The organism is Chitinivibrionales bacterium (genome assembly GCA_014728215.1).
Taxonomy (GTDB): Bacteria; Fibrobacterota; Chitinivibrionia; order Chitinivibrionales; family WJKA01; genus WJKA01.
Map to the genome: position 1 here is coordinate 1 of WJLZ01000167.1, position 24,110 is coordinate 24,110.

Here is a 24,110-nt window from a genome sequence, read left to right on the forward strand (position 1 = left end):
AGCAACAAGTTACTCAATCAGCATTTTTGCTGTTATCAAAAATTTTCACTGGAAACATTAAGGTGATAAGTGACTGTGATCACAAATCAGGAAAGTAGGAGCAAATAAACAAGATTTTCGGAGTGTATGTTAATATGACCCTGGAAGGAGTTCGCGCCAGGATATTTCTGTCACTTCAACAGCCGCTTCAAGATTCGAACAGTACTCATCAAGCTTATTGAAGACCGAAGAACTGTATTTGATACGGGCGTTACCATTACCGAACTTGTTACTCCCTTGAAGATCCGACAAGGTTATTATCCCGCCGATGACTTTTCCGTTTCCATTGACTTTTGTCACCCTGTCGGCAATTATCAGCCCCCTGAATTCACCATGGAAATTAGTCAACTCAGCGGTTCCCCACTTATTATGACAGATATAAATACCGGCCCCGGTAACATCACAGTCACGATCGGTATACAAAAGACCCCGGTATCCATCCGCGGGACATTCATTCGTGTAGTACTTCTGCAGTGCTCCCTTCGGCAAACCAAGGATTTCTTCAGGTGTTACAGGATATCCCTCACAGGTTGGGCGACGTTCGACCGTTCCGGGTTTTTCACCCTTTTTATCCGGTGCCTTACCCTTTCCTCCGGTTGCCGAACTCCCGCCGATTGAAACAGAACCACAGGTACTCACCCCAAAAAGACCATCACCCACCACCTAATCTCCCGCTTCATTGTAATCCTGGCCGTCGATGATAATATTTCCTTTTGTTGTGATATCCCCTTTTGCGGTAACAGCGCCACGTATGGTCGAAAAATCGATATTCAAAACACTTCGAGAATATAATGCGGTGACCTCAATCGCTTTGCTCTTTTTATTCAGTGTTGCGACCGACACGATCCACAGTGAATCAACAGCAACATTTGAACTGCAAGTCACGGTGAATGCACCTCCACCAAAGGCCATGTCGGTTGCAATTTCGATTTCAGTTCCTGCTCCCGGTTCTATTTCCGAAGAACGGAGTTTTGCAAAGGCATATTCCTTGCCCGATTCAGCGATATTCATCAGCGAAGAGCCGGTACGCTTGTTTTTTGATGCACTGATATTCGCAGAGGTGAATTGGAGAGTCGCCATGGATGCAAATGTCCCGATAACGGCAATGATAATTACAACCAGTAATACGCCACCATCCGAATCGGTAATGCCAGGCTTCATTTTCATAGTAATATCTTCCGTTCCCATTAATTATCCCCAGCCCTTTCCCGCCAGGATAATTCTTTAATCTCCCAATTCATATTGTCGCAGTACTCTTCAATATTTTCGACGAGCGATGAGCAGTATTTAATAATTGCCGTTCCATTGCCGAATATTTCCTCCCCGGTTTCGGCCAGCGTTATCACCGCCCCTATCAATTCGGCATCACCGTTAAAATGATCGATCCTGTCGGCGATGATAATTCCTCCGAAAACCCCATTGTTCACCTGAAAATCGGCACTGCGGGTATCATTATGGCATATTATTATCCCTGATGAGACGCCAAAATCAATCGGTCCGTAATCGTTGGTTAAATAATAAATACCATGGAAGTCACCGGAAGGAAGCGACGCAACCTTATACTCATCGAGATCACCCGGCAGTATCCCGAGTACTTCTTCGGGAGTAGTCGGGTAACCGGTGCAGTCGGCATTCTGGTTTATTTCGGAGGAAGTCGCCGATGTGAATGGCGCCGTACCGTTACCGCCAATCTTTGAAGCCCCTTCCTGGGAAACTGTATTACAGGTGCTGATTCCGTATAAACCATCGTCGATAACATTACCATCGGCATCATGATTGCGTCCGTCAATAGTGACGGTGCCGATGGTCCGGACAAAACCGCATGCCGTAACAGCTCCCCGTACCCCTGTTATCGTAAAATCAAATTCCGGAGAGATCGATGCAATCACATCTATAGATCTGGTTTTGCCGTCATTAACCGCAACAGAACGAATCCACACCGAATCCATGGCCGTGTTTGCACTGCAACTTACAGTATAGTTTCCCTGTCCGTTTTGTTGATTTTCCGCAGCAATGAGCCGAGTATTTGCCTGGGGCATAAAGTTTTTAGTGCGGAGATTCGCCAGCAAATGCTCTTTGCTGGCTTCGGCAACATTCAAAAGCGAAACATTCACCCTTTTGTTTTTTGATGTTTCAATAATACGATTGGTTATCCTCAGCGTTACTAGTGCGGCTATTACACCGATAACAGCAACGATTATCACGGTTATTAAAACCGAACCCTCGGTAGTCTCTATGCGTCTCATTCCTGTTCTCCTTGAAAATTAGTGATAGTTGCGAGGGTTCGCTTCAATTGTGGTTTCAACCGTTTCAGAGGTTGTGGAGCCCGAAGGCACCCCTCCCACTCGAAAAAATAACGAGCGGGCATTTTCAAAATTTGCCGTTATTTCATTTCCTTCACTGTTTTTAATGGCTATTTCGAGTATACTAATCGATGGAATCTCTATCTCTTTTCCATTCTGGTTTCTTATTAAACTGTTTACTCCACCATCGGTACCGATTGAATACTGTATACCGGTTACCAGGAGAACTTTATCGCCTATAGCGAAGCCATGGCCCGCAGGCAACGGTTCGGTGACAGGAATGTTGCACGATGTTAAAGAGAGCGCGATGTCGGCTACCTGTCGATAGAGTGTATCGGCACCCATAAGACAAAGCCACTGATCAGATGTTATCGATGCGGGATCTTCAACGTGAATGCACGTCCCCCCTGATGCAGGGGCTGAAGCGAGAGCTGTTTCGCCTTTACTATCATCTCTGAAGATGAGTATCTCATCATCTGGATCACCAAGCGTAGGCCTGATACCCGTACCGGCAAGACCGTACCCAGCCATTCTGATATCCCGTTCAATTAATTCCGATACGCGGGTAAGTTGACTGCGCACTTCAGCAATCCTTCGCTGCTGTTTGTTCTGTTCTGCAAAACCACGATACAAGTTTGTCAATGCAAGGCCGACAATTGTTGCAATGACAATTGTTACCATTAACTCAATGAGCGTAAAGCCTTTATCCGAGTATCTCATAAATTCCTAAGGTTCTGCTATGATTGTTGACAGAGTAATCTGATGACTTCCGGTCTCCTGAGGCCAGGCAACAATAAGGTTAATCGTTTTTTTATCATTATCCGTATAGACTTCCCATACCCGGTAATATTTATTATTGATAATATCACTATTGCTTTCGAGTGCATCATAGCTTGTTGTTCGAAGGCTTTCGAGTTTGGAATTTCCAAGCGATGTTGCTTCTGCAATATCTTTTGAATTTTTATTTGTTGAGATAAATGAAAACAGATATCCATGAAGAGCAAAGGCAACAAGAGTCATTATAAACATTGCAATGATTATCTCGACCAGTGTAAATCCACTCTGATCATTGCGTTTCATATAATCATGCCTTTCAATTTCAGTTTTTACCGGAAAACGGACCATTATCATGCATCTCTAATTATAGATCTGCACTTCTGAGAAAAACGGAAGCTGTTTTTCCGATTTCCCGTAATATATAGAATAATACAACTATAAAAAGAACCCGCCAGGGATTATCTCTCTATAGATGCATTAGATTCATTTTCTGGAGGCGTTTCTACAGCGTTTTTCGCTGTGTCCTCAATTGAGAACTTCGGTAATTCTTTTAAAATTTCTCTTCTGGTATCGGTATACAACATAGGCCATAATATGCGTATTTTTTGATATATTTCATCCCTGGTGAACCGCGGCACACCCTGCTTATACTTCTCCGGCACCCTGTCGGCATGAACAAGCATGTAGTATAAATATCGTGCATACTGATCGGGGCCGATTTTATCAGATTCAAATTCGGCATGCATGGTTTTAACCGGTTCCACAAATTTGTTCACCTTCTTTCGAGCTGTTTCCCGGCTTTCAAAATGAAGATATCGGGCTGTCAAAAAACCGATTGTCAAAAAGAGCGTGTAAAAGGTAACATAGACGATGATTGCCGATGTTTTTCGGGCCTTAACCTCTTTTTGAAACGATTTGACAACATCTTTGCCCGATGCCAGTTTTTTATTCATACCGGCAACAACATCTTCTTTTTTCTTGAATTGATTTTTTGTCGAACCGATAGATCTGTTTTTAGCCATAAAAATCTAGATAAAGAGTAAGCGTAGATATAAAGGCACAAGGCGCACGAAGCGTATATATTCGTGCTCAATTATTGTATCACTTCAGAGCATATATTGTCAATGAAAGACGACGTGTGTAATATTTTAAAGGGGAAAAGAGAAAATAATAATATTAGTTATGCCGTAAGCAGGCATAAAGACCCCGAAGCATGCTTAAAAGCACTGGATTGGAAGAAGCTATTTTCTAATGCTGCCGGCGGGAAGCTGAATGATACTGTTTATTTAAACAAACATGGCTTCCCGATACATGCGTTTGGCGTTTTTGGGTTTTCTGCCGTTTGATGATGCATTGATTTCTTTTGCTGCCGAGCGAAGAAAACACCGGGCAACCCAGTATACAAAACCGGCAAACAGCAATGCTGCCAGGGCACGCATGTACCATGAGCGTTTTTTATTTTTATTGAACATGTAATAAAAATGGGTTAAAGTGAGAATAATACTGCGGTAGCGTTATCGTAATATACATTACCCTTATTATATCATAACAGGCCAAAGGATGTAAATATGAAATATTGTTCAGGGAAAACAGGACGGATATTTGTTGCGCGGCTTGAGGATGGTGATGACATTTATGCCTGCATAGAGCGTATCGCCTCCAGGGAAAAAATACCGGGGGCGGTAGTATGGATAATCGGTGGTATGAAAAACGGCGGAGTTGTTACCGGTCCGAAAACACCGATTGTTATGCCTCCCGAGGTAATGATCGAACGTTTCGAGGAGCCCCGGGAAGTTCTGGCGGTAGGAACGATTTTCCCTGGTGATGACGGTACGCCCTCACTCCATCTCCATGCAGGCGCAGGACGGGGCGATAAACCGCTTATCGGCTGTCCCCGGATCGCGGCGGAATGCTGGCTTATCGACGAAGTCGTTATTCTGGAAATAACAAAAATGAATGTTGCCCGTAAAAAAGATCCTTCCAGCGGCCTCGAACTCCTTGACATTGGAGATTAACGTGACCCCCGGCAGCAAACGCATTTCATCATTCCAAAAGACAATTCACCGGTATTACGAAATTCACGGAAGATCGTTGCCCTGGCGCTCCACCGGCGACCCTTACCATATCGTGGTGTCGGAAATAATGCTCCAGCAAACACAAGTCGACAGAGTAGTACCGAAATATCTTGAGTTTATCCACCGGTTTCCTGATTTCCATTCCCTTGCCCGGGCTTCGCTCGATCAGGTACTTGCCCTCTGGCACGGCCTCGGGTACAATCGACGGGCACTTTCACTTAAGAAACTTGCTGAAAAGGTAATTGACACATTCGACAGCCGATTGCCCGAATCAATCGATGAACTCATTACTCTGCCCGGCATTGGCAAAGCAACTGCATCATCTATAGCAGCCTTCGCCTTTAACAAACCGGTCGTTTTCATCGAAACGAATATCCGCACGGTGTTTATCCATTTCTTTTTTCCGGAACAAGAAAAGGTTACCGACACAGAGATTACCGAAATGGTTGAATGTACGCTCGACAGAAAAAACCCGCGCAAATGGTATAATGCACTCATGGATTACGGTGTCATGCTCAAACAGAATCATCCAAACCCGGGCCGGAAAAGCGCGCATTATAAAAAACAAACTCCTTTCGAAGGATCGCACCGACAAATCAGAGGAATGGTTCTGAAAGCATTGTTGAATGCAAAAGTCCTGACCCGGAAACAACTTCTGGACAAAATTGACAGGGAAGAGCACCGGGTGGACACCGCCCTTGATCATCTGATTGCCGAAAGCATTGTTATAAAAAAGAGAGGGAAATTCAGTATTGCATAATCGTTACAACGCCGGTAGAGATGTTCAATTGCAGGAGCGTTCAATTGTCCGTAACGTAGGGGCGTTCAATTGAACGCCCCTACGCCAGGCCGCACATCACAAAAACGCATCGTAAAGAAAGGAATAATCATGAATATCAACAACAATTTCGGCTTCTACGCTGTTCTTACCGATCCACTTCATGGCTACGAACGGTTGACCGAACTACTGGTTGAGCACCGGGTTCCCTATGTTCAGCTCAGAATAAAAGAGAGTGCCGAAGAACTCGTAAAAAGAACAGCCCGGGCCATGAAGAAAATCACGGCTAACTCATCAACCCGGTTAATAATCAATGATTATCCTCATATCGCCGCTGAAATCGGCGCAGATGGTGTTCATATCGGCCAAAATGATCTTCCCTACGAAAAAACCAGAGAAATCGTTGGCCCTGATGCAATAATCGGCATATCGACCCATTCACCGGAACAGACAAAAAATGCCTGCGCCCTCAATCCCGACTATATCGGTGTCGGGCCGGTGTTTGCTACGCCAACCAAAAAAAACCCCGATCCGGTGATCGGAATCCAGGGCATGAAAACTATGCTCGATATTGCAACAGTTCCCGCAGTGGCTATCGGGGGAATCAATCTTGCTAACCTCTCCGAAATCCTGAACGCGGGTGCACGGAATTTCTGCATGGTTCGGCAACTCACCCAGGCAAAGAATCCAACGGATATTCTTCTTAAAATGAATGAGATAAGCTCCAGAGAAAAATAGGGAGAGTTGTTGCGGCAGGAATGATCGTTACCAACTTTGCACCTGAATCGTTTGGATATCCCATGTCCCCACATCAGGTAATCACCCTTAGGGTTGCGTGAGCAGATGTGAGTGAAGCCGAGAAAGTCAAACCTTTCCGGCTTCTCCTCGCCGCGCCTCTGCCGGTTTGAAGCGACATTTTCAGTCCGTCTTCGATATCCTCTTGCCATCCGTTCACAAAAAATGTACCATTATCTATACTGTTTCTAATACCAATCACGTTTCGGAACATCTATGCTCTTCAGAAAAAACCGCCATTCACTAAAGCATCTGGAACCGGCAATTCTATTTGGTCTGGTACTACTCCTCTTTTTCACCATTGTAAGGGCTGCGCAGATCGCCACTACCGAAGAAGGAAAAAGTGTACTTCTCAAAGATGACGGCACCTGGAAATATGCCACTCAGAGCGATGTCATGGCGGTGAAAATGCTGCAAAATAAAAATAAACGGACATCATCGAACAAAGACCCATTTGGATTCTCTGCAAAGAATATCGACGCTCCCTCTCAGCAAAACAGCAAACAAAGGGCAACAACACAGCAGGCCCCCCGTAAAAACAGCAGCAGCGGAACACCGGTCAGTCTGACCCGGGTCATCCATCCAGGAGCGGGTTTTGATTTCCGTAAAGCTCGATGGGGAATGACAAAATCACAGGTTAAAAATTCCGAAACCGCCAAACTGATCAATGAAACCGCTACAAGCCTCCAGTATTCAAGCAAAATCGCGGGTATGACCTCGAAAATGACCTATATCTTTAAAGGCGGGAAACTTGCCGGGGCCTCATACGATATCAACCAGGGCCATGTAAACCCCTCACTGTTTTATGAAGATTTCGAGAAGCTGCTCGATCATATGAATAAAGCCTACAGCGCCCCCTCAACCAGGGATTATCAATGGAAAAATACCATGTATAAAAAGGACAAAAGCAAATGGGGCTTTGCGATCAGTATCGGATTTCTCACCTGTAATGTAATCTGGAAAACCACCCGCACCAAAATCAACTGCCATATCAGCGGCGGGAAACATACATTTATCACCAAGATCGATTATGAACAGATTTGAAGATATTCCACCGAAACCCGCTTTGGAGGAAACTACTTTTTCTTGTTTCTGATTTCGCTATTCGGATTTCGAATGTATTACTCCGGCTCCATCGGTAACAGCGGCAAAATGCACCGATGCCTCTCTTCCGGTTTTTTCTTTATACCCGGCTCTGATTTTTTTCCTGAATTCGTCAACAGCATCACGATGTATGAGTGTCAGGGTCGCGCCGCCCCAGCCGCCACCGGTAAGCCGGGAACCATAAACCCCCTCGAGGGAAGCTGCATAATCGACAAGGGTATCGAGTTCGGGACAGGAATTCTCAAAATTTACTCTTGAACTCTCGTGAGATTGATACAACAGGGTACCGAATTCGGTAAGTTTCCCCTCCTTTAAAAACTCCACGCCTCTGCGAACCCGTTCGTTTTCTCCAATCACATGAGCGGCTCTTTTGTAAACAACATCATCGAGTTCCCCTTTTGCAGACTCGAGCATTGTGGAAGAAACATCCCTGAGCGACACGACTGAAGAATCCCTTTTTGAAAAGAACTTCGCAGCTTCGGCGCATTCTTTGCGCCGGCCGTTATACGCTGAATCCGACAGTGAATGAGTAACTCCCGAGGTGGTGATTGCAAGAAGCATGTCCTGGTATTGAATGGGAACGGTCTGATGTTCCAGAGAGCGAAAATCGATAAACAGGGCGTGTTCTTTTTTCCCGAAAAGCACTGAAAACTGATCGAGAAGTCCGCAATTTGTCCCACAGAAAGTACTTTCGGCATCCCGGCAGATATGTGCCATTTCGACCGGGTCGACCGAAAATCCGTATACGGTGCTTAATGCAAGTCCGGAAGCTATTTCAAGAGCAGCCGATGATGACAGTCCGGCTCCCATGGGAATCGTGCCGGTTATTGCCAGTGCAAAAGGCGCTGCCGGAAATCCTTTCTCCCGCAAGATAGTATACACTCCCAGAGGATAATTCACCCACGCACTTCCCTGCTGACGGACAGCATCGGCCACTACCACCAGCGAGGAATTGAACGTAGAGAAAAATTCGAATGTGTTATTCTTTCCGGTTGGTCCTGCCGCTGCATAGATATACCGGTCGAGAGCACACGACAGCACAAGCCCTTCATTGTAGTCGGTATGGTTTCCAAGAAGTTCAACCCGACCGGGCGCCCGGGTGACTGCAAGAGGGAGGGTATTGAATTGATTGGCGAAAACCTTGCGTATTTCGTTTGCCGGAAGATTCATGAATGGATTATGCCGCTCCCCGCTCATACACGATTCTTCCCTGTGAAATAGTACAACTCGCATATCCCTGCAGCTCGAATCCGTCAAAGGCGGTGTTCCGGCTTTTGGAATACATACAGTTTGGATCGACTTTCCACCGTGCATCGGGGTCGATTACCGTGATATCGGCATCAGCCCCCCGAGAAAGCGTCCCTCCCGAAAGACCGAGAATGCGATTGGGAACGCAACTCATTCTTTCAACAAGTCTGTGCGGATCGATAACTTTTTTTCCAATAAGATAGGTGAGTACCACCCCCAGGGAGGTCTCCAGACCGATTACGCCGAATGATGCAGCTTCAAATTCCACGTCCTTTTTATCCTCACTCACATGGGGTGCATGATCACTGGCAATAATATCGATAGTGCCGTCGGCAATACCTTCCAGAAGAACATCCCGGTCGTGAGCGGTACGAAGTGGAGGATTCATTTTTTTATATGTATCGAATGCGGGAATAAGATCTTCATCGATCAGTGTAAAATAATGAGGACATGTTTCGCAGGTGATATTAACACCCCGTGCCTTTGCTTCCCGGATAATCCTGACCGACCCTGCTGTTGACACATGCGCTATATGGATCCGCGCGCCGGTGTATTCGGCCAGCATAATGTCCCGTGCCACCATAATCTCTTCGGATATCGACGGTATCCCCCGCATTCCCAGACGGGTGGAAACCGCACTTTCATTCATATGCGCACCTTTAGTAAGATCGGAATCTTCACAATGACAGATAACCGGTATGTCAAAAGATTTTGAATAATTCAGCGCATTTTTCATCAGCATCGATGAGATCACCGATTTCCCGTCATCGGAAACACCCCGCGCCCCGGCCCGTACCATTTCACCGAAAGGAGACAACTCCTTGCCCTCAAGTCCTTTGGTAATTGAACCGATCGGGTAAATCCGGCAAGTACAGGGCTCTCCCCGCTGAACAACATATCTAATTTTTGATTCTTCATCCAGAACCGGATTGGTGTTGGGCATACAGGCAACTGCGGTAAAGCCGCCCGCTGATGCAGCTCTTGTCCCGGTCTCGATAGTCTCACGATCTTCCCGGCCAGGCTCCCTCAGGTGAACATGCATATCCATGAGGCCGGGTACGACCCATTTCCCTGCAGCATCGATGGTCGTGTCGGGAGTAAACCCGGACGGAAGCTCGGGAGCAATCGAAACAATTGTCCCTTTGTCGACTGCCACACACAACCGGTCGTCGGTTCCGTTTACCGGATCGATAACCCGGCCGTTCAGGATGCCGATTGAGCCCGGAGGTACTGTGGGATCGACAGGATATAATTTCTGGTTATCTTTTTTGTTAAGCATTCTCACCGCCTCCAAGAAGATACAGCACCGCCATACGTACCGCCACACCGTTTGTCACCTGATCCAGAATTATCGATTTGTCTCCATCTGCTACATTCGATGAAAGTTCGATACCCCGGTTGATCGGACCCGGGTGCATAATAATGACATCATCCCGCATCGCCGAAATTTTTTCCAGATCGATACCATAGCGTTCCCGGTATTCCCTGATCGATGGGAACATTCCGCCCTGCTGCCGTTCCAACTGGAGTCTCAGCAGCATGACAACGTGGGCATCGCCAACTGCTTTTTCGATATTATCGGTTATTTTCACCGGCAGAGACTCGGAATGTTGCGGGAGAAGAGTGGGAGGACCGCAGAGGGTGACATCCATACCCATGGTTGTCATTCCCCAGGCATTGGAACGCGCTACCCGGCTGTGGATAACATCCCCGATGATTGCAACTTTCAATCTCTCGAGCTTGCCGAGTCGTTGACGGATTGTCATCATGTCCAGCAAGGCCTGGGTTGGATGCTCATGGGCGCCGTCACCGGCATTCACAATGACCGCATCGGTACACTGCGTGAGAAAAAAGGGAACACCGGGACACCCGTGCCGCACAACCACCATATCAATTTTCATCGCCTCAATATTGCGAATCGTATCTCTGAGCGTTTCACCTTTTTTTACCGAGCTTGTGGATGCCGAAAAATTGAGAGGACTTGCCGACAGACGCTTTTCTGCAAGTTCGAAAGAGATCCTGGTGCGTGTGCTGTTCTCATAAAAAAGGTTGACAATGGTCTTGCCCCGAAGGGTGGGTACCTGCTTGATCTTCCGCTGAAGGACTTCGTAAAAGTTATCCGCCGTATCCAGTATCTGAATAATATCATCCCTGGATACACCTTCAAGGCCGAGCAGGTGTTGTATTGCTAGTCCCATTATCGTTCCATGAGCCACAAAGAATCTTCGCCGTCAATTTCTTTTACATTCAATGCGACTTCCTGATTATCAGCGGTTGTCGTCTTTTTACCCACATAATCCGCCCGGATTGGAAGCTCCCGATGCCCCCGGTCGATTAGCACCGCCAGACGGATAATCTTTGGTCGTCCAAAATCCATAAGCGCATCGAGTGCAGCCCGAACAGTCCGCCCCGTATAAAGAACATCATCCACAAGAATGATGGTAATACCATTGATATCAAAAGGTATTTCGGTTATCTGAACATTTGGTTGTTTAAACGCTACCCGGTAGTCGTCGCGATAGAGGGTGATATCAAGAACTCCGGCAGTTAACGATGTGTTGAGAGCCTCGTTGATTTTATTGGAAATCCGACGGGCAAGATAAACACCCCGGGTCTGCATGCCCACGATACCGAACGTGGAAGGGTCTCGATGGTTCTCGAGGATCTGATGAGTCATGCGAGTCAGAGCAAGATCGATGCCCTGCTCATCCATTAGAAGTTCCATTCGTTTCATCGGCATCAAAATACTCAACCGTACGCAGCGATAGCAAGTGCATTACTCATTCGGTATCGTGCCCAATTTTGAAGGTACCACTTCCTGAAAAAGACCGGTGCCGATAAGCGTCAGATCGGGGACAAAAGTCGTTTCAAAATCTATCAACGGCGCGGTGTGACTCCACCCTCCGCCGGTCGTAAGGACAATACATTCTTTGGAAAATGTATTCTTAAGTTTGTGAACGAGCCGGGAAAGTGCTCCGGCAACGCCTTCCCGTACCCCGTGAGCGATACAGGAGCGGGTCGATGTTCCTGGAAAGGGGATATGGGCGTTTTTGGTGTCGATCTTTGGAAGCTCGGCAGTGCTTGTATGAAGCACTGTGCATTGAGTTTCAACCCCCGGCAGGATCACACCTCCCACAAACTCAGAGCCATTACGAAGATAGTCGACTGTAATTGCGGTGCCTGTATCGATAACAATAGAATCGTGGCCCGGATACGCGGCCCTGGCATAGAGAAGATTGGCGATGCGGTCTGAACCCAGTACCTGAGGCGGATCATAGGCTATCTTTATCGGAAGCGATGGATTGTACTCCACCAGAGCGCCAATTCCGGTCTTTTTCAGAAGAGGCAAAAGCTCTTTCCGAAGCGAATTGATAACCGTACTGACATACACCGGGGTCGGCCGTCCGGTTTCCCCCTGACGGGAGAAGGAATTGAGTGCAACGCCGACCTTGTTTCTGATCTTATCCGAAGAAAAAACTTTCTGTTTCTTGCAGGTAAGATTGACACAATCGATTAACCCGACCTGGGTACGGGTGTTTCCGATATCAACCGCTATTACAAATTCGCGCACCGGTAAAATCCTTTAGAAAGGCTTTCGTTCACAGACATGGCTGGTCTCCGATAACCCTCATTGGTCCGGAAGAAAAATAAAGCGTCATGCCATCCTTTTTCAAACATAACCTGCCGTCATCTAAAACGCCCTCAAAGATACCCTGTTGCTCTCCCAAGGCAATCATCATGCCGACGCCATACAATCTCTTGCAATATAGCTGATGCAATAGAGAAGAATCCAGATGAATATTCCTATAGAAATTTTCCACTACCCCCGCAAGGATCTCTTCAAGCGATACATTATCACCTGTTTCATCGCTGAGTGTTGTCGCAACAGCGGCAATATCGGGGGGAAACAGGCATGTTCTGTTATTTAGATTCAGGCCAAATCCTATTATCAAATGGTTTTTACTGTGACGAGACGTTTCCAGTAAAATACCACATATCTTCTTTTGATTGCACAAAATATCATTAGGCCATTTTATCGCGCAACAGGTATCCGGGGCTTTCTCGTGGAGAATATCATAAATTGCCATGCTGATTGCTCTGTTATACCTGAAATGACATGAAATATCATCAACCGGACAAACTATCGACACCCATAACCCCCCGGGGATATGGGAGAAAAAACTATTGCCCCGCTGCCCCCGACCCGCAGTTTGTATATCAGATAGAATTATATACATACCCTGTTGCGGAAAAGCCTTCAAGCTTTTGGCATAGGTATTAGTCGATTCGACTACCTCGAAGTGATCGAATTTCTCGACATACGGAAGCTCGGTAATAGACGAAAATCCCTGTAACACTGCTGCACCTTCAATATCATAGAAGTTTTCGGGTCAATAATATATATTTAAACACTTTATTTAATCAGCGAACAGAAAGAAATGACAATGTCTCAACTCCGCGGTGTTGCCCTCCTGCCGAATCAGTTTGTATTCAAACATGCTTTTCCTGCTCTGGCGAAAGATCCACACACCTGGAAAACCATCGCCCCTCTTGGGCTCAGGAAATATTTTGCTGCAAGGGATCCTGAAAAAGATATTCCTGTCGGTATGCTCTCACTCCGGGTTAATGAAGTATGCAACCTTCGATGCGGTTCATGCGGACAATGGGGTGAAAACGGGCACCTTCGCGCTAAGTTGGATGCAGGCGAGAAACTGAACCGGCTCGATTTTGACGTCGTTAAACGGGTACTCTACGAAACAAAACGTGACAAACCTTTCTACTATATCTGGGGTGGTGAACCCACCATGTGGAAACCATTGCTCCCCCTATTCCAGGAAATGGGCAAAAACAAGCTCTACGGCTCTATCGTTTCAAATGCCCAGTCTCTGGCGCCAATCATCGAAGATCTTATCGAAACAGGCGCCCTTGCCATTCTTTATTTGAGTCTTGATGGCTGGAATGCCGAATCGCAGAACCTCATGCGCTCTCCGGCCCGGGGCAAAAAATCGGATAATTTTGAAAAAACCATGGAAATCATCGATCGGGTGGATGAAATCAAAAAAAGAAAAAACCTTGCTGCCCCCCTGGTTATTCCAATTACCGTGATATCCAATGATAACTATATGCATCTCTCCCAGATCCACCGTCTGGTTCGAGAAAAAACTCAACTTCACCCCTATTACTTCGGATGGTATATCACCAAAGAACGTGCCGCACTCCACGAAGAGGTATTTGAAAAACGATTCGGCTACTTGCCAAAAAATCATAGAGGCTATCTCAAATCCTGTTTTCAGGATGTCGATCCCAAACTTTGCGCTCAGCAGATACGGGAAACCCGTCGGATAGCCAAAGGATGGCCTTCGGTACCCCAATTTCTACCTGATATAACATCCGAAAGCCAGATTCGCCGCTACTACGAAGATCACACCTGGGATTGCGGATTCTCCTCCTGCGAAAGCATTTATGTCACCGCGGAAATTTCACCCGACGGCAGAATAACCCCCTGCCGGGACTATCAGGACTACACCTGCGGGAATATCAATGAACAGGCTTTCTACGAGGTTTGGAATGGTGAAGACTTTAAGGAATTCCGCAGACAAATGGGAAAAGGTCTCATGCCGGTATGCACCCGCTGCTGCGGCCTTCAGGGATTTTAGCTGGCAACCAAAACCTGGGGTACAAGGTATACAATTTTGTTTCACATCGTTGTCCCTCTCCCGATAGCACCTCGGGCCAGGTCTTTTGTCTCACACCTTTCGTAATCTTCCCCTCATCTTCATCTCTCGACTTTCGCTCTTAATCCGGCCCGAAACATCGATAGGGATTTTCTGCAGCATAGTTCGACATAACTTCCCGGTAATCATCAAACCAGTATGCCCGTGGATTGCTCTCAAATTCCATGAACCCGGCTTTTTTCTGCGGGTGATATGCCCTGTGGTACCGGAAGTAAACCTTATGACGGCTTATTCCCAGGATCTCGATTTTACCTGTTGAGTGAGACATGACGAGACGGGCTCTTTTGGCAAGTCCCGAACACTCCATCCGCGCCAGCTCAAAAATCCGGAACGATTTCTCTACCGGTACCGCAAAGGGATGATTTCCCGAGGTAGGCCTTCCCTGAAAAACGTAATAGGGCGGTATTCCGGCAAAAGAAAGCTTCTTGAATAATTCGGCCAGCACATGGGGATCATCATTGATACCTTTCAACAGTGGGGTCTGGTTGCAGACAATAACGCCCGTCTTCTGAATAAGCGCCATCGCATCAAGTGCCTGCGGTGTCAACTCCCGGGGATGATTGAAATGAGTCATCAAATAAATACGTTTTTCCGGAAGTGAGTACTTGTTGAATACTTCGAGCAGGCTCCGGTCATTGAGTATCCGGAAGGGATTGAATGCCGGCATTTTGCTTCCGATACGAATAATTTTGACATGATCAATCTGCCTGATTCCATGGATAATCTTACTCAGCTTGTTCGTCGACAAAATCAACGGGTCGCCGCCGGTAAGAAGAACATTTGTCAGCTCGTTATGATCACGGATATACTCAAGAGCGGGCCCAATATCGCGGGTAACTTCATCGTTCAGATGCATAAACAGGCGCTTACGAAAACAGAACCGGCAATATCCTCCGCAAACATCGTTTACAAGAAGTAACGCGGTGTCCTCGTACTTGTGCTCCAGCCCCGGCGCTTTCGTATTCTTTCTTTCATCTGATGCATCGAGCCGTCCCCACACCTTTAATTCCCGGGTATCAGGTATAATTATCCGTCTGATCGGATCGTCGGGATCATCCCAGTTAATCAAGGAGAGGTAATAATCATTTGTTCGGAATGGATACTTTTCGCACACCGGTTTCAGAGCTTTACGTTCCTGCGGGATGAGATGCATAAGCTGATCGAGCTTGGTGATATACTTTGGTTGCTGCATAATCCTTAGCCTGAAATAATGTGACCGATCATGTATCTCGTTGGCACCAATAATAACGCGCCATTTATAACCTCAAAAACGGCGCCATCCTGTGCACTTGTAAAGGTCGGGGTTTCATTTCCCCACGATAGAATCAAGCTGTTACAGATTAGAATCGGAGACTCCGACAAGCGTTAAAATCCAACGGGCGGCGTTTTAATAGGAACGCCGCTCCTGCCGTTTCTTTTTGCGCTTATCTATAGGTATGAATGGCTTGCTTTTGGGCCCAATATAAATCTGCCGTGGACGATAAATTTTTGTTGATGATTCAACACCTTCTTTCCACTGAGCAATCCATCCGGGAAGTCTTCCCAAAGCGAACATTACTGTCAGCATATTTGTTGGAATACCGATAGCACGATAAAGAATACCTGTATAAAAATCGACATTGGGATATAATTTGCGGCTGACAAAATAGTCATCATTCAAAGCGATATCTTCGAGTTCCATAGCGATGTCAAGCAAAGGGTCGACGATGCCGAGTTTTGGAAGGAATTCGTCACACAGCCGCTTGCTGAATTTAGCACGGGGATCATAATTTTTATATACCGCATGACCGAAACCCATCAGACGGAAATCGTCATTTTTATCTTTTGCTTTCTGAACATACTTCTTGATATTCCTGCCGTCGTTCTTAATTTTATTCAGCATCTCGATAACCGCCTGATTGGCGCCGCCGTGAAATGGCCCCCAGAGGGCACAAATACCGGCGGAAATCGATGCATACAGATTGGCCCGCGCACTGGCGACAAGTCGCACGGCAGTTGCGGAACAGTTCTGACCATGATCGACATGGAGAATAAGCAATTTGTTCAGCAGCGTTACAATATCCGGATTAATATCATAATAGTTGACCGGTGAAGAAAACATCATGTTGAGAAAATTTGCACAATAGCTCAGGTCGTGACGTGGATAGACAAGCGGCTCGCCCTGTGATTTTTTATAGGAAAATGCCGCGATGGTTCTGACCTTCGAAATCAATCGTGCTGCGGTAATATCAAAATTAGGATCCTTGTGCGACAGCAGATGATAGAAACTCGATAAGGATGTCACCATTGAAGCCAGAACACCCATGGGATGAGAATCGGCAGGATAACCGGCAAAATAGTGGTGCATATTTTCATGAATCATCGAGTGCTGATTTAAATATCTGCTGAAACGATTGAGTTCCTGAGCAGTCGGCAATTCACCATGAACAAGAAGATATGCAACTTCAACAAAGGAGCAGTTTTCTGCAAGGTCAATGATATTATACCCCCGATGACGGCACTGCCCGTTTTCTCCATCAACAAAGGTTATCGAACTTAAACATGATGATGTATTTGCAAAACCATTATCAAAGGTTGTGCAGTTTGCATCGGCTTTTAATCGGCTGATATCAATACCGACCTGATTTTCGGTTCCTTCGATAATCGGAAGTTCAACATTATGGTTTTTTATTTTTAATCGCGCTTTCTGCGGTGTACTCATAAAATTCTAAATCCTTCAGGTTGATGGTTCCAGAAAAACAATATAGTAAACAACACCTTCAGCAGGCCCAAAAAGGGCACGTAGAATATATATTTCTTACACGCTGATCAGACAAATTCTAAAGACTTAAAATTCACCCTCAAACGTATGTTCGGGATAAACAGGCCTATTGGGGCATAATTAAACTGGGTCAATTAAAGAATAAGACTCCTGTTTTGTGTGAATAGCCTCCTCGCGGGTAAGATTGCTGGAATAGAGGAAAAACTGATCGACCGCTATGTCCGGTACCGAAAAAAGCGCATTATTGACCACAAAGGGCATCACTTTTGAAGACGGTACCTTCTCTTTAAGCCGACCGATAGTTATGTGGGGATGAAATTTTCGTTTCTCTGGTTCGCATCCGACAGAATGAAGCGCCTGCTCTATCCTGTTGAACAACTGCAACAGCAACTCATTATTTTCAACTCCAACCCACAGGACTCTCGGATCTCTTCGCGGAGGAAAATATCCTGTCCCTTTGAGTGAAAGTTTGAACTTTGTTGCATGAACCGAATATAACGCCGACTTTATCTCCTCAAACAGGTGCTTATCCACCTCTCCAATAAACCGAAGCGTCAGATGTATCTGGTCGGCAGGCATCCATCGTACATGAGGGATACCAAAACAGATACCTGCAATTGCTTCCTTGACATCATCGGAAAAATCAAGGGCAATAAACAAACGATACATACTACGACCCTGTATTTTTCTCTGTTGAAAGATTATATTTGTATTTTCGTATATATACTGCCTGGTTGCGGCAGCGTACAAACGTTAGTGATATCCGATTGTATTTACTTTCAATCGGCATCCATCGTGGAAACACCAATTCCGTAATAAAAAGCCGGCACAGAAACCATGGCAAGCAGGGAAAGCCGGTTGATCAAAGATTTTACATACTTATATTGCGAATCAATGCTGAAAATATTTCAGTGTTATCCTGAATACAAATTAGTCACCAAGTTTCATTTAATTGATTCTACTACCTGAAACGAAAGGCGAAATCATGATGCCTGTTCTTACTGTCTCACAAATGAGAGCTATTGATGAACAAGCGATATTGAGCAATATTTCGGTGGGATATTCTTATATGATGAAAGCCGGAATGGAATTATTCAGTGTAGCGCACCAGATGGTTAATGACCGGAAAACCGGAGATATTGCGATTCTATGCGGAAAAGGAAACAATGGCGGTGACGGTTACGTTGCCGGTCGGCTGCTTCTCGAGGCCGGGTATGGGGTGATGTGTTTCGGGTTGTGTGAAGGTGAAGAACTGGAGAATGAAGCTAAAAAGGCGTATGATGAATATATTGAAAAAAGCGGCAATTTCTGCCATCTTGATGATATCGAGCTTCTGGAAAATATCCATACGTATGCATTGATCATTGATGCCATGCTTGGTACCGGCATTAAAGGTAATCCCCGGGCATTTTACGCCGATGTTATCAGAAAAATCAATCAATCGGGTGTCCGGATTCTTGCGGTTGACACCCCCTCGGGACTCAATAACGACACGGGGATACCGAGTTCTCCGTGCATCAATGCAACCGCCACCGTTACCATGGGCTTTCCCAAAATCGGCGCCTATTTTTATCCGGGCAAATCATCAGTCGGTACGTTGTTTATTAAAGAACTCGGCTACCCTGAAAAGATCGTTGCCGCAAATCACGATAACATATTTATTCCCGAATTCGGCGACCTGAAAGGTGCTCTTCCGCCACGAAAACCCGACGGGTCCAAGTTTGATCATGGGTGTGCAATGATGGTATGCGGATCCAAGGGAATGACCGGCTCTGCAACACTTGCATGCCTGGCTGCAATACGAACCGGATGTGGCATGGTCCATTGCGCCACTCCTCACAGTGCCCTGCCGGTCCTCAGCAGCAAGCTGACCGAAACCGTTATGCACAGCATCGATGAAACCAGCCGGGGAACACCATCATATAATGCACTCTCCCAGTTGCTTGATCTGGCCGAAAAAAATGATTCGATCTGTATCGGGCCCGGCATTTCCCATGATAATGAGACAACACAACTTGTTAAAGAGTTCGTAAAAAAGGCCGGGAAACCGATGATCCTCGATGCCGACGGTATTAACGCGTTCAAGGGAGCTGCAGAGCACCTGAAGGAGATTAATGCCGAGATAATTCTTACTCCTCACAAAGGTGAATGGGCACGCCTTTTTGGTTCTTTGCCCGAGCAGCCATTGGAGATAATCGCGTCCCTCAAACAGAAAGCTTCGGAATATAACTGTACAATCCTTCTTAAAGGCAACCCGACACTTGTTGCCGATCCCCAGGCCAATATCTATATACTTCCCTACGGCAATTCGGGTATGGCTACTGCAGGCTCAGGTGATGTCCTCAGTGGAATTATCGCCTCCCTTCTGGCCCAGGGATGCAAAACAACCGATGCAGCGATCCTGGGTGCTTTTATCCAGGGAATCGCAGGCGATTTTGCCCGGGAAAAACGTGGGGAGTATTCCATGATTGCCGGAGATCTGATCGACTCAATATATAAGGTGATGAATATACTCACCGAATAGTCGGATCAATTTGAACCTAACCGGAAAAAGCCATTTTTGGCAATGAAAACACAAGAATAAGAGTAGATAAAAAAAGATCGGCCGCGAGTGCTGTATCTCACGGCCGGCTAGAAAGGAGTGTTACAAGAACAGACGTGCTGGTGCTATGGCAGTGGTGTAGGCTTACTTATATAATACCACTAAACGGATAAAGAGTCAAGGTTTTTTTTGGTTATTTTTGGTTATTTTTACAAAACTTGCGTTTTTCGCTCAAAAACGAGGTTTTTTTTAAAAATAAATTGCAAAAAAAAAATGGTTTATTACATTAATTAGGGGCCAAAAAGGGGAAGATCACTTAAATTTTCCCTGTCCGAATAATTTTTGCCGGTTTCTGGTGGCGGAGAATCGGATTGTATCGCAGGCATGTGACGGGTCGCTTTGATTTCATGGCCGGCCAGATACATTCCACCATCAACAATAACGAATTCATCACCGGGCAGAATATTCTTGCCGCAATTACAGAAGCACAGCCCCCAATTTTTTGTCGCATTCATAGAAACAGAAGCCGAAAAAAAAATAAAAATGCACCTTTTATTTTGCATTATCCGTGCACACAAAATAAAATACCTTATGGTTAAAACAATAAAAATCGATTAGCGTAATTTCTCATCATCCGGATTCTCAATTATTTTAAGTACATATTTTAAACCGTGTCATTATACCTGCAACAATAAAGGGACCTTAATGGAAATGCAACGAATACTCGTTACCGGAGGCGCAGGCTTTTTAGGCTCACACCTTTGCGATCGCCTGGTAGCGGAGGGCCACGATGTAATCTGCCTCGACAATTTTTTCACCGGTAACAAAAAAAATATCATGCACCTCATGGATTGTCATAATTTTGAAGTCCTTCGTCATGATATAACACTTCCCATATTTATCGAAGTCGATAAGATTTATAATTTTGCCTGTCCTGCATCGCCAATTCATTATCAATACAATGCGGTGAAAACAATCAAAACCAATGTAATGGGAGCAATTAATTGTCTTGGTATGGCCAAACGCGTGAAAGCCCGTGTCCTCCAGGCATCAACATCAGAGGTCTACGGTGATCCTACCGAGCACCCTCAGAAAGAGTCATACTGGGGAAATGTTAATCCGATTGGGCTACGCTCGTGTTACGATGAAGGCAAACGGGTTGCGGAGACACTGTTTTTTGATTATCACCGCATGAACGATGTCGATATCAGAGTAATGCGTATATTCAACACCTACGGTCCCCGAATGCATCCGCACGACGGCAGAGTTGTATCGAATTTCATTGTTCAGGCACTCAAGGGAGACAATATCACCATTTACGGAGACGGCTCACAGACTCGCTCATTCTGTTATGTCGACGACCTTATTAATGCTGCAATCCGATTTATGAATACGGAAGATGTTACCGGACCGGTTAATATCGGCAATCCGACAGAAACCACAATAAGAGAACTTGCAGAGTTAATTATTGAACTAACCGGGTCAAAATCCGAAATTGTTTCCAAAAAGCTCCCCTCCGACGACCCAAAGCAGCGTCGTCCGGAGATCACCCAAGCCAAATCGATCCTGAAGTGGGAGCCCAGAGTACCTCTGAAAGAGGGGCTTGGCAAAACAATCGAATATTTCACCAATCGCCTAAAGGGCTGATTTTTCAAGCTCTTTAGCACCGTTTCAGATTCTTTAAATATATCGAATATCATGAAACAGGCAGTAATCTCCACCAGAAATAAAGACGCCGTGGCGATTCTTAAATCGTGTCTTCAGAAAGAATATACCGCCGACTTTTTAGAAAATCCCAACGATTGTCTTGATCGGCTTCAGAAACAACGATATGAACTCCTGTTTATCGATATCCTTGCCCTGAGAAAAATGAGTATCGAATACGCTCAAGCAAATAATTACCGAAAACTGCTCAATCCCTTCTGGAAAACCGCTCCCTCTCTTGAGATAATTATTCTCTGCTCTCAGGAAAATATCCGGAAAGCCGTTGATGCCGTGCGGGCAGGAGCAAGCAATTACCTGACTTTTCCGCTCGATAAGAAAGAGGCGGAATATGTTATCGAAACCACCCTCGAGGCGACCCGTGCGCAGTCGGAACTCGATTATTTCCGTGACCAATTCTGGGATTCCGACTCATTAAGAATTGTCAGCACCAAAAATTCGACCATGCGCACAGTCTTCAGTAAGGTCAAATCGGTTGCCCCCTCGGCAACGACTGTCTTGATTACCGGAGAAACAGGGACAGGTAAGGGATTGATATCAAAGCTGATACACTCAAATAGCCCTCGAAATAGCAAACCCTTTATCAGTGTCCATTGCGGGGCGATACCCGAAAATCTTATTGAAAGCGAACTCTTTGGCCATGAACGAGGAGCATTTACCGGCGCGGTAAAACGAAAACTCGGAAAATTTGAAATTGCCGGTGATGGCACCATTTTTCTGGATGAGATCGGCACTATGCCGCTTTCTGCACAAATCAAACTCCTGCAGGTATTGCAAGAGAAGCATTTTCAGCGAGTTGGAGGTGAAACTGATATCTATACCAGTGCCCGGATTATCGCAGCATCTAACGCCAATCTCACATCAATGATTGAAAAGGGTGAATTCAGAAGGGACCTTTACTACCGGCTGAATGTCTTTCCTATCGAACTTCCACCCCTCTGCGAACGCCTTGAGGATATTCCATCACTTGCCAATGATTTTCTTTTTCGGCTGAATACGACCCATTCAAAAAATATTAAAAGCATTCATCCTGAAGTGCTTGATGCATTTTATTGCTATTCCTGGCCGGGCAATATCCGGGAAATGGAAAACCTGATGGAACGGGCCTATCTCATTGAAAAATCATCAATTCTGACACCAGAAAGCTTTCCGGGCGAATTATTCACCAGCCAAAAGACTGTTGCCGAAATCCCGTTGATTACCTCCCTCACCCTCGCCGAACTTCGAAAAACCAGCTATGCCGATATCGAAAGAAATTACCTGAAAGGGCTTCTGGCAAAAAATCAGGGAAGAATCGACAGCACCGCTCGCGCAGCAGGAATCACGACCAGACAACTCCACAAATTACTCACCAAACACGCTATCCGAAAAGAAGAATTCAAAAAATCGGAATTCAGCCGACAGGTTCAAGAACAATGAGTTCCGAAATAATGAAAAATGCGACACCAGCGTTCCTAAAATAAGCGATAATGCATGCTCTCCCTGAACAGAGCTGCTATTCCTGCCAAAATCTACCTATCCAGACCACGTTGGCATACTGATTGCATTATTCCTTCAGAAAATTGAACCGGACCAGATCATATCCCGGAAACATTTATTAACGGCGAAACATCATTTAACTAACAAAAAAGCAGTAACTTACATTTTTAGGCCAAGCACACTGAGCGTTTGATATCAATCAAATAAAGCATTGATATTACTGAAGATAAATAAATGTTCACTGTAAAACCGGTGGATTTGGTTTTCCGCCAATCACCAATGGTCGTAATCCATTGAAAATATTTAAATTAGAAAGGAAGGGTAGATCTATGGCCTATGGAGAGCTTCGATTCGAGGATGAAGACGATGGTGCCGCCTTTCATGAAGAATGTGAATTTTGTGGTCGAATCAGCGGTCATGACCCCGATTGTGTAATGACCGACAAATATGATGCGTTTGATGAAATTGAAGATGTTTGATGCTCTATGCCAACAATTGGAATGCAGGCGGAAAATAACGGTGAAGCAATTGTCCTTGATTCCGACAGTGATCCGGCTGTAAGCGATAAGCAAGAAGATAAAACATTGGATCAAGAGGAAGAGTCGGACGAATATTCATTTGAAAAGATACGATTAGTTTTCGCAAGCGGGGGCAGCCCTTTACTGTCTCCGCATTTTTTTTGCTTTTGTTGCCATTCATTGTGTGCTGTTGTTTCAAAGAAAATTATACGTAACAGTTGTTTTTTCTAGTAT

At 45.6% G+C, this 24,110-nt stretch carries 26 protein-coding genes; 9 read left to right on the top strand and 17 right to left on the bottom strand.

The features are described 5' to 3' along the window. Positions 1-129: 129 nt before the first annotated feature. From GF401_14720 to GF401_14750, 7 genes are all read right to left on the bottom strand, one after another. Positions 130-702 (bottom strand): hypothetical protein, encoded by a 573-nt coding sequence (locus GF401_14720; protein ID MBD3346305.1) that lies wholly within the window; start codon positions 700-702, stop codon positions 130-132. Next, complete coding sequence (locus GF401_14725) at positions 703-1,206, bottom strand: hypothetical protein (protein MBD3346306.1); 504 nt, start codon at positions 1,204-1,206, stop codon at positions 703-705. A gap of 20 nt (positions 1,207-1,226) precedes the next feature. After that, positions 1,227-2,285: a hypothetical protein gene (locus tag GF401_14730; protein MBD3346307.1), complete on the bottom strand. Its 1,059-nt coding sequence runs from the start codon at positions 2,283-2,285 to the stop codon at positions 1,227-1,229. Between the two features lie 18 nt (positions 2,286-2,303). Continuing rightward, on the bottom strand, positions 2,304-3,062 hold the full coding sequence (locus tag GF401_14735) for a prepilin-type N-terminal cleavage/methylation domain-containing protein (protein MBD3346308.1): 759 nt from the start codon (positions 3,060-3,062) through the stop codon (positions 2,304-2,306). 6 nt (positions 3,063-3,068) lie between these two features. Continuing rightward, a complete protein-coding gene (locus GF401_14740; GenBank protein MBD3346309.1) occupies positions 3,069-3,473 on the bottom strand; it encodes a prepilin-type N-terminal cleavage/methylation domain-containing protein in 405 nt (134 codons plus the stop codon). Positions 3,474-3,577: 104 nt separating this feature from the next. After that, positions 3,578-4,141, bottom strand: a complete 564-nt coding sequence (locus GF401_14745; GenBank protein MBD3346310.1) for a hypothetical protein — start codon at positions 4,139-4,141, stop codon at positions 3,578-3,580. 264 nt (positions 4,142-4,405) lie between these two features. Further along, positions 4,406-4,591 carry a hypothetical protein gene (locus GF401_14750; GenBank protein MBD3346311.1) on the bottom strand — a complete coding sequence of 62 codons (186 nt, stop codon included), beginning with the start codon at positions 4,589-4,591 and terminating at the stop codon, positions 4,406-4,408. Positions 4,592-4,687: 96 nt separating this feature from the next. Between GF401_14750 and GF401_14755 the strand changes: the two genes are divergently transcribed. From GF401_14755 to GF401_14770, 4 genes are all read left to right on the top strand, one after another. Next, positions 4,688-5,134 carry a DUF296 domain-containing protein gene (locus GF401_14755; protein MBD3346312.1) on the top strand — a complete coding sequence of 149 codons (447 nt, stop codon included), beginning with the start codon at positions 4,688-4,690 and terminating at the stop codon, positions 5,132-5,134. Next, a complete protein-coding gene (locus GF401_14760; protein ID MBD3346313.1) occupies positions 5,076-5,954 on the top strand; it encodes an A/G-specific adenine glycosylase in 879 nt (292 codons plus the stop codon). The genes GF401_14755 and GF401_14760 overlap by 59 nt, the downstream gene beginning before the upstream one ends. Before the next feature lie 129 nt (positions 5,955-6,083). Continuing rightward, positions 6,084-6,710, top strand: coding sequence for a thiamine phosphate synthase (gene thiE / locus GF401_14765; protein ID MBD3346314.1), 627 nt, complete (start codon positions 6,084-6,086; stop codon positions 6,708-6,710). Between the two features lie 273 nt (positions 6,711-6,983). Further along, complete coding sequence (locus tag GF401_14770; GenBank protein ID MBD3346315.1) at positions 6,984-7,811, top strand: DUF3157 family protein; 828 nt, start codon at positions 6,984-6,986, stop codon at positions 7,809-7,811. Between the two features lie 57 nt (positions 7,812-7,868). Here GF401_14770 and galK read toward each other — a convergent pair whose 3' ends face one another. Genes galK through GF401_14800 form a run of 6 tightly spaced genes read right to left on the bottom strand, consistent with a single transcriptional unit; the run spans position 7,869 to position 13,492 of the window. Then, positions 7,869-9,104: a galactokinase gene (galK, locus tag GF401_14775; protein ID MBD3346316.1), complete on the bottom strand. Its 1,236-nt coding sequence runs from the start codon at positions 9,102-9,104 to the stop codon at positions 7,869-7,871. Further along, the gene (locus GF401_14780; GenBank protein MBD3346317.1) at positions 9,049-10,398 is read right to left on the bottom strand and encodes an amidohydrolase family protein; all 1,350 of its coding nucleotides are present in this window, start codon (positions 10,396-10,398) and stop codon (positions 9,049-9,051) included. The genes galK and GF401_14780 overlap by 56 nt, the downstream gene beginning before the upstream one ends. Beyond that, positions 10,391-11,320, bottom strand: coding sequence for an aspartate carbamoyltransferase catalytic subunit (locus GF401_14785; protein ID MBD3346318.1), 930 nt, complete (start codon positions 11,318-11,320; stop codon positions 10,391-10,393). Before GF401_14785 ends, GF401_14780 begins: the two co-directional genes overlap by 8 nt. Next, positions 11,317-11,859 (bottom strand): bifunctional pyr operon transcriptional regulator/uracil phosphoribosyltransferase PyrR, encoded by a 543-nt coding sequence (gene pyrR / locus GF401_14790; GenBank protein MBD3346319.1) that lies wholly within the window; start codon positions 11,857-11,859, stop codon positions 11,317-11,319. Before pyrR ends, GF401_14785 begins: the two co-directional genes overlap by 4 nt. A 36-nt stretch (positions 11,860-11,895) precedes the next feature. Beyond that, the gene (locus tag GF401_14795; protein ID MBD3346320.1) at positions 11,896-12,699 is read right to left on the bottom strand and encodes a type III pantothenate kinase; all 804 of its coding nucleotides are present in this window, start codon (positions 12,697-12,699) and stop codon (positions 11,896-11,898) included. Positions 12,700-12,718: 19 nt separating this feature from the next. Then, a complete protein-coding gene (locus GF401_14800; protein ID MBD3346321.1) occupies positions 12,719-13,492 on the bottom strand; it encodes a biotin--[acetyl-CoA-carboxylase] ligase in 774 nt (257 codons plus the stop codon). 66 nt (positions 13,493-13,558) lie between these two features. Here GF401_14800 and GF401_14805 point away from each other — a divergent pair, with 66 nt between their 5' ends. Further along, positions 13,559-14,776, top strand: a complete 1,218-nt coding sequence (locus tag GF401_14805; GenBank protein MBD3346322.1) for a hypothetical protein — start codon at positions 13,559-13,561, stop codon at positions 14,774-14,776. Positions 14,777-14,915: 139 nt separating this feature from the next. On the opposite strand, the gene GF401_14810 is transcribed toward GF401_14805, so the two are convergent. From GF401_14810 to thpR, 3 genes are all read right to left on the bottom strand, one after another. Then, complete coding sequence (locus tag GF401_14810) at positions 14,916-16,046, bottom strand: KamA family radical SAM protein (GenBank protein MBD3346323.1); 1,131 nt, start codon at positions 16,044-16,046, stop codon at positions 14,916-14,918. A 195-nt stretch (positions 16,047-16,241) separates the two neighbouring features. After that, positions 16,242-17,555: a citrate synthase gene (locus GF401_14815; protein ID MBD3346324.1), complete on the bottom strand. Its 1,314-nt coding sequence runs from the start codon at positions 17,553-17,555 to the stop codon at positions 16,242-16,244. Positions 17,556-17,735: 180 nt separating this feature from the next. Continuing rightward, the gene (gene thpR / locus GF401_14820) at positions 17,736-18,284 is read right to left on the bottom strand and encodes an RNA 2',3'-cyclic phosphodiesterase (protein ID MBD3346325.1); all 549 of its coding nucleotides are present in this window, start codon (positions 18,282-18,284) and stop codon (positions 17,736-17,738) included. A 316-nt stretch (positions 18,285-18,600) separates the two neighbouring features. On the opposite strand from thpR, the gene GF401_14825 reads away from it, so the two are divergent. Continuing rightward, positions 18,601-20,139, top strand: a complete 1,539-nt coding sequence (locus GF401_14825) for an NAD(P)H-hydrate dehydratase (GenBank protein MBD3346326.1) — start codon at positions 18,601-18,603, stop codon at positions 20,137-20,139. 308 nt (positions 20,140-20,447) lie between these two features. Here the strand turns inward: GF401_14825 and GF401_14830 are convergent, their stop codons facing one another. Next, the gene (locus GF401_14830) at positions 20,448-20,672 is read right to left on the bottom strand and encodes a hypothetical protein (GenBank protein ID MBD3346327.1); all 225 of its coding nucleotides are present in this window, start codon (positions 20,670-20,672) and stop codon (positions 20,448-20,450) included. Between the two features lie 196 nt (positions 20,673-20,868). Between GF401_14830 and GF401_14835 the strand changes: the two genes are divergently transcribed. From GF401_14835 to GF401_14845, 3 genes are all read left to right on the top strand, one after another. Further along, positions 20,869-21,804 carry an NAD-dependent epimerase/dehydratase family protein gene (locus GF401_14835; protein MBD3346328.1) on the top strand — a complete coding sequence of 312 codons (936 nt, stop codon included), beginning with the start codon at positions 20,869-20,871 and terminating at the stop codon, positions 21,802-21,804. A gap of 51 nt (positions 21,805-21,855) precedes the next feature. Further along, positions 21,856-23,298, top strand: coding sequence for an AAA domain-containing protein (locus GF401_14840; protein ID MBD3346329.1), 1,443 nt, complete (start codon positions 21,856-21,858; stop codon positions 23,296-23,298). 389 nt (positions 23,299-23,687) lie between these two features. Continuing rightward, complete coding sequence (locus GF401_14845; GenBank protein ID MBD3346330.1) at positions 23,688-23,837, top strand: hypothetical protein; 150 nt, start codon at positions 23,688-23,690, stop codon at positions 23,835-23,837. The last annotated feature ends 273 nt before the right edge of the window (positions 23,838-24,110 follow it).